Origin of the sequence: Streptomyces sp. NPDC014801, assembly GCF_043082085.1 — a bacterium.
GTDB lineage: Bacteria > Actinomycetota > Actinomycetes > Streptomycetales > Streptomycetaceae > Streptomyces.
The window spans coordinates 723,879-736,173 of sequence record NZ_JBIBXG010000001.1; the positions used below are offsets into that span (position 1 = coordinate 723,879).

The window sequence follows — 12,295 nt, forward strand, 5'->3', positions numbered from 1 at the left end:
GGCCGTCGCCCCGCCGCCGGGGTGGTCCGCCCGCACCCGCCGCACCAGGCCGCCACATCCGCGAACAGAGCCTTCCCGAAAGCCCGTTGAGCAGCGCTGACCTGGGCATACGCCCTCGGTGTGCCTACGATCGACGGGCCCGGTCGGCGGGCACAGCGGAGGGGAGCTGCATGGACGGCATCGATCGCCACATCCGGACCACGGAAGACCTGCTCACGCTGCTGGACGGGCTGTTCGCGCCCGGCGCCGACCGGTGGACGGCCGGGGCCGCCGGATGGTGGGACGACTTCTACACGGACCGCTCCCGCCCGGTGCCGTTCTTCGCGGACAAGCCGGACGAGCACCTGGCCGCCTGGGTGGACTCGGGCCGCATCACCGGGCGGCGCGCCCTCGACCTCGGCTGCGGGCCCGGCCGCAACGCCCGCCACCTCGCGGCGAACGGCTTCGAGGTGGACGCCGTCGACCTGTCGCCCCGGGCCGTCGCCTGGGCGCGCGAGGCGACGGGCGCCGCGCCGGTCCGCTACCTGTGCGGCAACGCCTTCGACCTGGCCGGGACGGAGCTGACGGGACCGTACGACCTCATCCACGACTCCGGCTGCTTCCATCACCTCCCGCCGCACCGCAGGATCAGCTATCTGGCGCTGCTGGACCGGCTGCTCGCGCCCGGCGGCCACTTCACCCTCACCTGCTTCGCGGCCGGCGGCATGGGCTCGGAACTGCCCGACGCCGAGCTGTACCGGACCGGCGCTCTGCACGGCGGCCTCGCCTACGGCGCCGAGTCGCTGCGGGCGATCTTCGCGGGGCTGACGGTGCGGGAGCTGCGCCGGATGCGGGACGAGGCGCCCGAGTCGCCGTGCTTCGGGGAGCCGTTCCTTTGGGCGGCGGTGTTCCGGCGGGAGGCGTGAGCGTGCCGTGAGGCCGGCCCTGCGGGGTCAGGCCCTGCGGGGTCAGAGCCAGCCCTGGTGGCGGGCCTCGCGGACGGCCTCCGTGCGGTTGCGGGTGCCCGTCTTGCCGATCGCGGAGGACAGGTAGTTGCGGACGGTGGACTCCGACAGGTGCAGGACGGCGGCGATGTCGGCGACCGTGGAGCCGTCCGCGGACGCCTTCAGGACGTCGCACTCACGGGTGGTCAGCGGGCTCGGGCCGGCGCTGAGCGCGGCGGCGGCCAGCGCGGGGTCGACGACCGTCTCCCCGGTCAGCACCCGGCGGATCGCCTCCGCCAGCTCCTCCACGGGACCGTCCTTGACGAGGAAGCCGGCGGCGCCCGCCTCCATCGCCCGGCGCAGATAGCCGGGCCGGCCGAATGTCGTCAGGATCAGCACCCGGCAGTCGGGCGCTTGGTCGCGCAGCTCGGCGGCGGCGTCCAGGCCGCTGATGCCGGGCAGTTCGATGTCGAGCAGAGCGACGTCGGGGCGGTGGGTCAGCGCGGCGTCCACGATGGCGTCCCCCGCGGCGACCTGCGCGACGACCTCGATGTCCGCCTCCATGCCCAGGAGTAAGGCCAGGGCCCCGCGCATCATCCCCTGATCCTCGGCCAGCAGCACACGAATGCACTTGCCGGCCCGCCGCCCCCGGGGCATCTCCTCGTTCACGCACCAAGCGTAGAAGAGGGACCGGGGGAGGGGAGGGGGTTCGCGCGGGGCCGTGGGAGGGGGTGGGGGTGGGCGAGGGGATGGGCGTGGGGCCGTGAGCGAAGGGCTGGGCGCGGGGCGTGGAGTGAGGGCGTGGGGGCGTGCGCGGAACGCCGCTCAGCCCGCGCCGATTGCCGCTCAGCCCGCGACCGGTTCCGTCACGTCCGCCGTGGCCGGCAGCTCCGCGCGTAACACGAACCCGGCCCGCTCCCCGGCCCCCGCCGTCAGCGTCCCGCCGGCGGCCGCCAGACGCTCCGTCAGCCCCTTCAGCCCCGTACCGCCGCGCACACCGGCCCCGCCGTCGGATGCCGCGGGCCCGCGCCCGTCGTCCGTAACCGTCAGCCGCACCCGTTCTGCCGCCCCCGTCACCACGATCTCGCACCGCCGCGCCCCGCTGTGGCGCACCACGTTGGTCACCGCCTCGCGGACCACCCACCCGAGCAGCGCCTCCGTCTGCGCGGCCGGCGGCGGCCCCGAGCGGCGTACGACCGGCTCGATGCCCGCCGCGGTCAGCGCGGAGCCCGCCCGGTCCAGTTCCGCGGACAGACTGCCCTCCCGGTACCCGGTGACGGCCTCGCGGATCTCGGTGAGCGCCTGCCGTCCCACCGACTCGATGTCGGTGATCTGGGACAGCGCCGCCTCCAGGTCCCGCCCCGCGAGCCGCCGCGCCGCCTCCGACTTGACCACGATCACGGACAGGGTGTGCCCGAGCAGGTCGTGCAGATCGCGGGAGAACCGCAGCCGCTCCCGCTCCACCGCCCGGTGCGCCAGTTCCTCCCGCGCGGCGCGCAGATCGCGCACCGCCTCCGACAGCGACAGGATCGCGGCCGTCACCATCGTCGAGATCCACGTCGCGTACGCGATGGTCGTCCCGCCCCAGCCCTCGTGCGCGTACGACACCGCGCCCGCGAGGACGGCCACGGCCGTGCCGGCCTCCTTCAGCCGCGGCCCGCGCACCGCCGCCCCCGTGGCGAGCCCCAGCAGCGGGAAGAACAGCAGCCAGTTGTCGCCGTACGCGGCGGCCAGCCCGCACGTGAGGGCGGCCATCAGCAGCAGCGCCACGCGCGTGGACCGCTCCTGCCGCTTCTTCTTGTCGAACGCCCGGAAGACGACGTAGATGTACAGCGAGTTGAAGGCGAGCAGACCGATCCCGCCGATCCACGGGTTCGGGGTCTTGCCCTGGAAGAGGTTGGAGAAGGCGCCCAGGCCCATCAGCAGCCACGGCAGCAGGGTGAACCCGCTGGGCGGCGGCCCCGGATGCTCCAGTGCCCTGCCGGTCCGGCGGGCCTCCTGCTGCGCCGCCCGGAAGCACGCCATCTCCGCCTTGCTCCGCGCCGTCGCGTCCCGCCAGGCCCGCAGCCGGCATCCGATCCCGTCCCGCCACCCCATCGCCTGTCCCCCGATCACATCCGGTGAGCCGTCCGGCCGCTTCCGCCACGGCTTCGGTACGACAGTACGGAGCGGGGGGCGGCTCGCGGCAGATGCGCTTGTACGGACTCCGGCAGGACAAATGTCACGGCCGCCCGGGTCACGGCCGCGAGCCTCACGGCCACCCGGCTCACCGCCGTACGTCTCACGGCCGCCCGGCTCACCGCCGTACCCCCTCCGGAGCTGACGGGCCGTCAGTCGTCTTTCCCCGGGGCGCCGCACTCGGCTATACAGAGGGCGCCGGACCGGACCGTGACGTCAGGAGCCCCATGCCCATCGACGCAGCCCTGGCCCTCGCGGCCGCGCCGCGCACCGGAGCCGTCTCCTGGAGTGCCAAGGACGTCCAGCTCTACCACCTCGGCATCGGCGCCGGCCGCCCCGCCACCGACTCCCGCGAGCTGCGCTACACCCTGGAGTCCCGACTGCACGTCCTGCCCAGCTTCGCCACCGTCGCCGGGGCCGGCGCGCCCGGCGTGATCGGCGGGCTGTCGATGCCCGGCGTCGAGGTGGACCTCGCCCGCGTCCTGCACGGCGCGCAGACACTCACCGTGCACCGCCCGATCCCCGTCGAGGGCACCGCGACCGCCACCTCCCGCATCGCCGCGGTGTACGACAAGGGCAAGGCGGCCGTGCTCGTGCTGCGCACCGCCGTCGCCGACGCCGACGGGCCGCTGTGGACCGACGACGCCACCATCTACGTACGCGGCGAGGGCGGGTTCGGCGGCGACCGCGGGCCCTCCGCCCGCCCCGGGGAGGCACCCGCCGGTCCGCCCGACCGGGTCGTCGAGCGGACGGTCCGCGAGGACCAGGCGCTGCTGTACCGCCTCTCCGGCGACCTCAACCCGCTGCACGCCGACCCCGAGTTCGCCCGGCGCGCCGGCTTCGAGCGGCCGGTCCTGCACGGGCTGTGCACCTACGGCATGACCCTCAAGGCGGTCGTCGACACACTGCTGGGCGGGGAGGTGACCCGGGTGCGGTCGTACACCGCGCGGTTCGCCGGGGTGGTGTACCCGGGGGAGACCCTGCGGATGCGCATGTGGCGGGGGGACGGCCGGGTCCGGGTGGCCGTGAGCGCGGCCGACCGGGAGGACGCGCCGGTCCTGACCGACACGGTCGTCGAGCATTCCTGAAGCGCAAAGTCCTGAAGCGCGGTCACCTCACCGGGTGGCAGGACGCAGAACACGGAACGGCCCCGCCCGGAGCACCCGGGCGGGGCCGTTCGCACACGTGCCGTCAGGCCGCCGATTCGGCCTGTTCGACCGGCCGGCGGTGCCGGCCGCGAGGGGCCGACTCGCCGTCCTGCGTCGAGATCGGCCCACGGTGCCTGCCGTGCCCCGTGGAGGCCATCTCGGTCTCACGGGCCTGCGGCTGCGTCGTGCTGGCGTCGCTCATCGGAAGAACTCACCCCGTCAACATGATCTTTCCTTACAGCCGGGCGAGTGTAACCGGCGCACCTCGGGCGGAATCCAGCCGCACACGCCAACCGGCACTACTTCGTTACAAGTCGTCCCAGAGGCGCCTGCTGCAGCGGCACAGGACGGGCCGCGACCGGCTCCGGAGCCGGCGCCGGAGCCTCCCCGGGGGCCTCCTCGCCGGCCTCCCCGCGGGTCTCGTTGCCGTACTCCCCGGCCGTCCCGCCGAGGGTCCGCGCCGCCGTCGCCGGAAGGGGCGTGCGGGCCACTCCGCAGGGCACCTCCTGCGTGGCGTACGGCAGCAGCAGCTCGCCCTCGCGGGTCACCAGACCGGCACCGGTCAGCCAGCCCGCGGGCGCCGGCAGATGGTGCACCTGCCGCTCGGCCGGCCGCCACACCCCGGCCCAGGTGCCCAGCGGCCCGTCGATGCGCAGCGCCACCGCGCAGCTCTCCGGCGTCAGCACCTGCCCCGGCTGGATCGCGAACGGCGTCACCCGGCAATCCGGCAGCCTCAGGCTGTCCGGGAAGCGCACCGGCAGGGTGCTGCCCAGGACGCCCCAGCCGAGCCGTGGCTCGCCGGGCGCGGGCGCGTCGGAGGAGATCAGCAGCAGCCCGCTGTCGGGGTCGGCGAGCAGCAGCCGGTCGTCGCTGTGCTCGGCGATCTGCAGCAGCGGCGACACCTCGCCGCCGCGCCCCAGGTCCACCACGACCGTCTTGGTCCGCCCGCCGGTGGTCCGGTCCAGAGCCAGCATCCGCCCGGTGTGGTCCAGCCACACCCCGCCCGAGCAGCGCCCCGGCACCTGAGCCAGCCGCTGCGGGCCGAACCCCCCGCCCGCGACCTGCCACACCGTGCTGGAGCCGCCGCCGACCGCGAGCGCGTACGCCCGCTCGCCGCCCGGCGCCGGCGGCAGCAGCCGTACCGTGCCGTCCGGCGGGGTGCTCACCCCGCCCAGCGGCAGCTCGCCGGTGCCGGGGCCGGTCGGGTAGAGGAGGCTGAAGTCGTGGCGTCCGCCGACCCGGCGCCCGATCAGCACCCGGCCGTCCGCCAGCGGCTGCAGCTCGGTGCCGGGCTCCTCGGGCTGGTTCCCGGGCAGCGGCACGGCGTAGGGTTCCGGGCCGGCGAGGGTCCAGCGCTCGGGGAAGGCGGACTCGCCGTCGTGCGCGAGACGCGCGGCGTAGCCGCCGTCCACCGTGATCACGCACCCGGGCCGCGGGGAGAAGCCGTCCTCGTCCGCCGCGGCGGGCTCGATCGCACAGGCCGTCATCGTTCGGTCACCTCCGGCGACGAAGCTAGTTTTCGCACGCACGGGCGTGGCACGCGGCGGCCGGGCCTTCACACATAAGGGTGGTGCAGAAGCGATTCAGCTGAGGAAACCGGGGCGAATGTGCTGAGTGGCGCACAGCCGGTCACAGCGGGGGCGACGGCTGTACAGGGGGGCAGATCAGCCAGGTAGCCTTGCACCCGTGCCCCGTCTGTCTGAAGTCATCGCCGCGCTGGAGAAGCTGTGGCCCGCCGAGCGGGCCGAGTCCTGGGACGCGGTCGGCACCGTCGTGGGCGACCCCGAGGCCGAGGTCACACGGGTCCTGTTCGCCGTCGACCCCGTGCAGGAGATCGTCGACGAGGCGGTCAAGCTCGGCGCCGACCTGCTGGTCACCCACCACCCGCTCTACCTGCGCGGTACGACCACGGTCGCGGCCTCCCACTTCAAGGGCCGCGTCGTGCACACGCTGATCAAGAACGACATCGCGCTGCACGTGGCCCACACCAACGCCGACACCGCCGACCCGGGCGTGAGCGACGCGCTGGCCGGCGCGCTGGACCTGCGGGTCGTCCGGCCGCTCGTGCCCGACCCGGGCGATCCGGAAGGCCGCCGGGGCCTCGGCCGGATCTGCGAACTGGACCACCCGCTGCCGTTGCGCGAGTTCGCCGCCCGCGTCGCCCAGCGGCTGCCCGCCACCGCGCAGGGCATCCGCGTGGCCGGCGACGCCGGGGCCACGATCCGCACGGTCGCCGTCAGCGGCGGCTCCGGCGACAGCCTCTTCGACCAGGTCCGCGCGGCCGGCGTCGACGCCTTCCTCACCGCCGACCTGCGCCACCACCCGGCGAGCGAGGCGGTCGCCCACAGTCCTCTCGCGCTGCTCGACGCGGCGCACTGGGCCACCGAGTGGCCCTGGTGCGAGCTGGCCGCGAGCCAGCTCGACGAGATCTCCGACCGGCACGGATGGGACCTGCGCGTCCACGTCTCGAAGACGGTCACCGACCCCTGGACCAGCCACTCCCCGTCACCTGGAGCCCCCAACTGAACGCCGCGCCCGCCGACCAGATCCGACTCCTCGACGTCCAGGCCCTGGATGTGCGCCTGCAGCAGCTCGCGCACAAGCGGAAGTCGCTGCCCGAGCACGCCGAGATCGAGTCGCTCACCAAGGACCTCACCCAGCTGCGCGACCTGCTCGTGGCCGCGCAGACCGAGGAGAGCGACACCGCCCGCGAGCAGACCAAGGCCGAGCAGGACGTCGACCAGGTCCGCCAGCGCGCCGCCCGCGACCAGCAGCGCCTCGACTCCGGCGCCGTGACCTCGCCGAAGGACCTGTCCAACCTCCAGCACGAGATCGCCTCCCTCGCCAAGCGCCAGGGCGACCTGGAGGACGTCGTCCTGGAGGTCATGGAGCGTCGCGAGGCCGCCCAGGAGCGGGTCGCCGAGCTGACCGAGCGGGTCGGCTCCGTCCAGGCCAAGATCGACGACGCGACCGGCCGCCGGGACGCCGCGTTCGAGGAGATCGACGGCGAGGTCGCCTCCGTGACCAAGGAGCGCGAGGTCGTGGCCGCCGCCGTGCCCGCGGACCTGCTCAAGCTGTACGACAAGCTGCGCGCGCAGCAGGGCGGCATCGGCGCGGCCAAGCTGTACCAGCGCACCTGCCAGGGCTGCCGCCAGGAGCTCGCCATCACCGAGCTGAGCGAGATCCGCAAGGCCGCGCCCGACACCGTGGTGCGCTGCGAGAACTGCCGCCGCATCCTGGTGCGCACCGCCGAGTCCGGGCTGTAAGGGGCCGACGGGGTGCGGGAGTTCATCGTCGAGGCGGACGGCGGGTCGCGGGGCAACCCCGGGCCCGCCGGGTACGGCTCCGTGGTCCGGGACGCGGCGAGCGGGCAGACCCTCGCCGAGCGGGCCGAGTACATCGGCGTCGCCACGAACAACGTCGCCGAGTACCGGGGGCTGCTCGCCGGCCTGCGCGCGGCGCACGAACTCGACCCCGACGCCACGGTGCACGTCCGCATGGACTCCAAGCTCGTCGTCGAGCAGATGTCGGGCCGCTGGAAGATCAAGCACCCCGCGATGAAGCCGCTCGCCGCCGAGGCGGCCACCGTCTTCCCGCCGGACCGGGTCACCTACGAGTGGATCCCGCGCGAGCGGAACAAGCACGCCGACCGGCTCGCCAACGAGGCGATGGACGCGGGCGCGCGCGGCGAACGATGGACTCCGTCGGCGTCGCGGGCGGAACTGGACGCCACCGCGTCCTCCTCCGCCGTACCGGAGCCGTCGGGCCCGCCCGGCGACGCGACGGCCGGCGCCGCCCGGGCCCGAGCGGCCCTGGCCGACGTCCGGGCGGCACGGACGGTGGCGGCGGCTGGCACGTCGACGCCTGGCACGTCGGCTCCCGGGACGGCGGCGCCTGGGAAGGCGGCACCCGGGACGGCGGCGCCCGGCGCGTCGGCTCCTGGGACGTCGGCACCCGGGACGGCGGCGCCCGGCGCGTCGGCTCCCGCGGCCTCGGCGCCGGAGAGCTTGGCGCCGTCCGGTGGGGCGGTCCCCTCAAGCCGTACGGCATCGTCGGCAGACGCCGACTCCTCGGACGGTGCCGCTGCGCCGGCCCCGGCCGACGCCGGCCGGGCAGGCGCCGCGACGGCCGAGACCTCCGCTCAGGGCTGGAGCTCCGCCCCCGACCTGGGTGCCCCCGCCACCTTCGTGCTCCTCCGGCACGGCGAGACCCCGCTCACCCCGCAGAAGCGTTTCTCGGGCAGTGGAGGCACCGATCCCGCGCTGTCCGACATCGGCCGCGAGCAGGCCGAGCGGGTGGCCGAGGCGCTCGCCCGGCGCGGCACGATCCAGCACATCGTCGCCTCACCGCTGGCCCGCACCCGCGAGACCGCCGGCATCGTCGCCGCCCGCCTCGGCCTGGAGGTGACCGTCGAGGACGGCCTGCGCGAGACGGACTTCGGAGCCTGGGAGGGGCTGACCTTCGCCGAGGTGCGCGAGCGCCACCCCGACGACCTGAACGCCTGGCTCGCCTCGCCGCAGGTCGCGCCGACGGGTGGCGGTGAGTCCTTCGCGGACACGGCTGTCCGTATCGCCGCGACCCGCGACAAGCTGACGGCGGCGTACGCGGGCCGCACGGTCCTGCTGGTCACGCACGTCACGCCGATCAAGACGCTGATCCAGCTCGCCCTGGGCGCGCCCTCGGAGGCCCTGTTCCGCATGGAGCTGTCGGCGGCGTCCCTGTCCGTCGTGGCGTACTACGCCGACGGCAACGCGAGCGTCCGCCTGTTCAACGACACGTCACACCTGCGCTGACCGCCGTGGGCCCTCTGCGGCCCGGCCGGAGAGGCGGGCCGCAGGGCGCCCACGGGTCGTGAGCGCTGAAGACGGTGACAACACCCTCGCCGGCGGGCCGCTGGACACCGCTGGTGGTGCGCGAGTTCCCGCGCCGCAGGCAGGCCACGCGCTCCGCACTGTCCGCCGCTGCCCGCGCCCGAACCGACTCTCCGGCACCGGCCCCGATCCCCGCGGAACCCGAACCGGCCCCCAGGGCAGCGCACCCGGCCCCCACCGAACCGCATAGGATGCGGGGCCGATCACGCTTTCGGGGGGACACGGATGGCTCTCGAGTTCGACCTGCCGCTCGCCGAGGACCCCGAGGCCGCCCGGCTCGCCTCCGAGCTGACCGAGCTGGGCAACGAGCGCTTCCTGCGGGCCGTGCTCCGCGACCCGGCGCATCTGCACCACCGCAGCACCGATCGCCTCGTCGGCCTGCCCACCGGCGCCCGGCAGAGCGCCGAGCCCACCTCCAGCCTCCTGCTGCGCGCCCTGCACCTGTGCTTCACGGCTCACCTGCCGCTGAGTCTGTCGCCCGACCTGCTCTGGTACGCCGTCGTGCACGAGGTCGCCGTCCATGTGCGGCTCCACCCCGACGCCTACGCGGGCCTCTTCACGGACACGCCGGGGCACCGGCAGACCATCGCCGTCCGCGACGACCTGGCCCCGCTGGACTGGGAGCGCTCGGTTCACCTGGTCGAGGAGCCCCTGCGCGCCCGCATCGGCGACGACGTGGCCGACCTGTTCCGTCCCGCCTTCTCGACCACCACGCCCACCGACGCCACGGCGGCGCTGGTGGCGCTGCTGGACGTGGTCAGCCCGTACTACCGCTTCCGGTGGACCTCGCTGTGCGGCATCCCCCGGATCCGGCTGGAGGGCACGGACCGGGACTGGCGCCTGCTGGCGGCCCGGGTGCGGGAGCTGGAGGGCTGGTTCGAGGGGCTGCGGCCGTGGTTCGCCGCCCTGCACCCGGTGCTGGACTCGGTCTGGGCGGCGGCCTCCGGGTGGGGCGTCGACGAGACGTTCTGGCGGTCGCTCTACAAGTGGGAGTCGGCGTCCGGCGGTGACCGGGTCACCGGCTGGATCACCGCCTTCTTCGCCCACCGGTACACCGACGACGGACCGTCGCCCAAGCAGACGTTCGGCCCGGGAACCAGCGACGAGCAGGACTTCCCCTCGCACGTCTCCCACGTCCCGTTCCGCTGGGAGACCCTCACCGGCACCCGCGACCTGGCCTTCCTCGGCGGCGTCCTCGGCGTGGAACGCGACGGCGAGTGGATCCGCCCCCGCCTCGGGTTCGCGGTGGCGGAAGTGCTCCCCGCCGCCGAGCCCCGCGACGAGCGCCTGCCCGAGCCGTGGACCATGGCGGACGTGCGGCGCGTCACCGGCTGCGCGGAGGCCCGGCTGCTGCCCACCGTCGGCACGGTCACCCTGAACGGCGAGCCCCTCGCGGCCGACTGCGCGATCGACGTCGACGGGCTGTGCGCCGTACGGGCCGACGACGGCGACTGGTACCTCGGCGACCTCGTCTCGGACACCGGGGACATCCGGTGCTGGGGCCCCTACGGCCCTGACCTCGGCCACGCCCTCCGCTCGCTCTGACGGCCCGGCGCCCGGGGCCGGCGGAGCACGCCCGCGCCCCGGGCCTCGGCGCCGTACGCCCCGCGCCCGTGCCCGGGCACCCCGCGTCCGACGCCCTCAGCGGCGGGCGCCGAGCGTGGCCGCCTCGCGGGCCAGCCGCTCGATGCGGGGCCAGTCGCCCGCGGCCACCGCGTCCGGCGGAACCATCCAACTGCCGCCCACACAGCCGACGTTGGGCAGGTTCAGGTACGCGGGCGCGGACTCGGGGGTGATGCCGCCGGTGGGGCAGAACCGGGCCCTCGGCAGCGGACCGGCCAGCGACCGCAGGTACGCCGTACCGCCGGCGGCCTGCGCCGGGAAGAACTTCATCTCCGAAACCCCCCGCTCCAGCAGCGCCACCACCTCCGACGCCGTGGACACCCCCGGCAGGAACGGCACCCCGGCCGACGTCATCGCCGTCAGCAGCCCGTCCGTCCACCCCGGGCTGACCAGGAACCGCGCCCCGGCCGCCACACAGCCGGCCACCTGCTCCGGCGTGATCACCGTCCCCGCGCCCGGCACCGCCCCGGGCACCCCCTCGGCGATCGCCCGCAGCCCCTCCAGCGCGGCGGGCGTGCGCAGCGTCACCTCGATCGCGGGCAGCCCGCCCGCGACGAGCGCCCGCGCGAGCGGTACGGCGTCGGCGGCGTCCTGAAGGACGACGACCGGGAGGACGGGGGCGAGGTCGAGCACGGAGGCAGGCAGAGACTCGGGCATGGCCACATCCTGCCCACCCGCTGCACTCTGCGCAAAGGTCATTGCATATGCTGCAACGCCCTCGCGGGAAACCTCAGTGGATCTCCTCCACCAGCACGTCCAGCGACCACGCCCGCCCCGCCTTCTCCGGAGCCTGCGCCTCCACGACGTATCCGAGATCCCGCAGCGCCTCCACCAGCGCGGCCGGGTCCTTCGGCGCGGCGCCCGCCGTCAGCAGGCTGCGCACGATCCGCCCCTTCGTCGCCTTGTTGAAGTGGCTGACCACCTTCCGGGTCGGCGCGTGCAGCACCCGCACCGTCGCCGTGCGCCCCGCGATCTCGCCCTTCGGCTTCCACGCCGTGGCGTACGCCGCCGACCGCAGGTCCAGCACCAGGCCGTCCCCGGCCGCCTCCGGCAGCACGGACGCCATCGGGGTGCGCCAGTACGCCCCGAGCGCCCCCAGCCCCGGCAGCTTCACGCCCATCGAGCAGCGGTACGAGGGGATCGCGTCCGTCACCCGCACGGCACCCCACAGCCCCGAGAACACCAGCAGCTCCCGCGCCGCCCGCTCCCGGGCCGCCGCGTCCAGCGAGGCCAGGTCCAGGGCGTCGTACAGCACCCCCGTGTACACCTCGCCGGCGGGCCGCGCACCCGTCTCGCGCAGCGCGGCGTTCTTGGCGACCTCGCCGCGCAGCCCCTCGCTCAGCCCCAGCACCTCGCGCGCCTTCTCCTCGTCGGCGGCGCACAGCTCGACCAACTCCGTCAGGACCGTCTCACGCGCGGCGGTGAGCCCCGGCAGCGACAGCGAAGCGAGCCGCAGCGGGGCGCCGGAGCCGGAGGGAGCCTTGCCCTCGGAGGGCGGGAGAAGGACGAGCACGGGAATTTCTCCTTTGCAAGGGGGACCGGCCCAGCGTAC

At 75.0% G+C, this 12,295-nt stretch carries 11 protein-coding genes; 6 read left to right on the plus strand and 5 right to left on the minus strand.

The window, feature by feature from the left end:
- The first annotated feature begins 179 nt into the window (after positions 1 to 179).
- Positions 180 to 905, plus strand: a complete 726-nt coding sequence (locus tag ACF1AL_RS03190; RefSeq protein ID WP_391819351.1) for a class I SAM-dependent methyltransferase — start codon at positions 180 to 182, stop codon at positions 903 to 905.
- Positions 906 to 947: 42 nt separating this feature from the next.
- On the opposite strand, the gene ACF1AL_RS03195 is transcribed toward ACF1AL_RS03190, so the two are convergent.
- Positions 948 to 1,580: a response regulator gene (locus ACF1AL_RS03195; RefSeq protein WP_391697227.1), complete on the minus strand. Its 633-nt coding sequence runs from the start codon at positions 1,578 to 1,580 to the stop codon at positions 948 to 950.
- Positions 1,581 to 1,769: 189 nt separating this feature from the next.
- A complete protein-coding gene (locus tag ACF1AL_RS03200; protein ID WP_391819265.1) occupies positions 1,770 to 3,020 on the minus strand; it encodes a sensor histidine kinase in 1,251 nt (416 codons plus the stop codon).
- A gap of 308 nt (positions 3,021 to 3,328) precedes the next feature.
- Between ACF1AL_RS03200 and ACF1AL_RS03205 the strand changes: the two genes are divergently transcribed.
- Positions 3,329 to 4,189, plus strand: a complete 861-nt coding sequence (locus ACF1AL_RS03205) for a MaoC/PaaZ C-terminal domain-containing protein (protein ID WP_391819267.1) — start codon at positions 3,329 to 3,331, stop codon at positions 4,187 to 4,189.
- Between the two features lie 359 nt (positions 4,190 to 4,548).
- Here the strand turns inward: ACF1AL_RS03205 and ACF1AL_RS03210 are convergent, their stop codons facing one another.
- On the minus strand, positions 4,549 to 5,736 hold the full coding sequence (locus tag ACF1AL_RS03210; protein ID WP_391819269.1) for a hypothetical protein: 1,188 nt from the start codon (positions 5,734 to 5,736) through the stop codon (positions 4,549 to 4,551).
- A 199-nt stretch (positions 5,737 to 5,935) separates the two neighbouring features.
- On the opposite strand from ACF1AL_RS03210, the gene ACF1AL_RS03215 reads away from it, so the two are divergent.
- The 4 genes from ACF1AL_RS03215 (at position 5,936) to ACF1AL_RS03230 (ending at position 10,665) form a co-directional block, all read left to right on the plus strand.
- On the plus strand, positions 5,936 to 6,775 hold the full coding sequence (locus ACF1AL_RS03215; RefSeq protein WP_386419738.1) for a Nif3-like dinuclear metal center hexameric protein: 840 nt from the start codon (positions 5,936 to 5,938) through the stop codon (positions 6,773 to 6,775).
- A complete protein-coding gene (locus ACF1AL_RS03220) occupies positions 6,772 to 7,515 on the plus strand; it encodes a C4-type zinc ribbon domain-containing protein (RefSeq protein ID WP_366837170.1) in 744 nt (247 codons plus the stop codon). Before ACF1AL_RS03215 ends, ACF1AL_RS03220 begins: the two co-directional genes overlap by 4 nt.
- Positions 7,516 to 7,527: 12 nt before the next feature.
- On the plus strand, positions 7,528 to 9,042 hold the full coding sequence (locus tag ACF1AL_RS03225) for a bifunctional RNase H/acid phosphatase (RefSeq protein WP_391825412.1): 1,515 nt from the start codon (positions 7,528 to 7,530) through the stop codon (positions 9,040 to 9,042).
- 303 nt (positions 9,043 to 9,345) lie between these two features.
- Positions 9,346 to 10,665 (plus strand): DUF4419 domain-containing protein, encoded by a 1,320-nt coding sequence (locus tag ACF1AL_RS03230; RefSeq protein ID WP_391825413.1) that lies wholly within the window; start codon positions 9,346 to 9,348, stop codon positions 10,663 to 10,665.
- Between the two features lie 96 nt (positions 10,666 to 10,761).
- On the opposite strand, the gene eda is transcribed toward ACF1AL_RS03230, so the two are convergent.
- A complete protein-coding gene (gene eda, locus ACF1AL_RS03235) occupies positions 10,762 to 11,400 on the minus strand; it encodes a bifunctional 4-hydroxy-2-oxoglutarate aldolase/2-dehydro-3-deoxy-phosphogluconate aldolase (RefSeq protein WP_391819277.1) in 639 nt (212 codons plus the stop codon).
- Positions 11,401 to 11,473: 73 nt separating this feature from the next.
- Positions 11,474 to 12,256, minus strand: a complete 783-nt coding sequence (gene yaaA, locus ACF1AL_RS03240) for a peroxide stress protein YaaA (RefSeq protein ID WP_391819279.1) — start codon at positions 12,254 to 12,256, stop codon at positions 11,474 to 11,476.
- Positions 12,257 to 12,295 lie beyond the last annotated feature (39 nt).

What these genes read in the sequence shown, in the direction of transcription:
- ACF1AL_RS03210 (WP_391819269.1), bottom strand. Translation starts at nt 5,736, where the DNA reads ATGACGGCCTGTGCGATCGAGCCCGCCGCGGCGGACGAGGACGGCTTC.
- eda (WP_391819277.1), bottom strand. Translation starts at nt 11,400, where the DNA reads ATGCCCGAGTCTCTGCCTGCCTCCGTGCTCGACCTCGCCCCCGTCCTC.
- ACF1AL_RS03200 (WP_391819265.1), bottom strand. Translation starts at nt 3,020, where the DNA reads ATGGGGTGGCGGGACGGGATCGGATGCCGGCTGCGGGCCTGGCGGGAC.
- ACF1AL_RS03195 (WP_391697227.1), bottom strand. Translation starts at nt 1,580, where the DNA reads ATGCCCCGGGGGCGGCGGGCCGGCAAGTGCATTCGTGTGCTGCTGGCC.
- ACF1AL_RS03205 (WP_391819267.1), top strand. Translation starts at nt 3,329, where the DNA reads ATGCCCATCGACGCAGCCCTGGCCCTCGCGGCCGCGCCGCGCACCGGA.
- ACF1AL_RS03230 (WP_391825413.1), top strand. Translation starts at nt 9,346, where the DNA reads ATGGCTCTCGAGTTCGACCTGCCGCTCGCCGAGGACCCCGAGGCCGCC.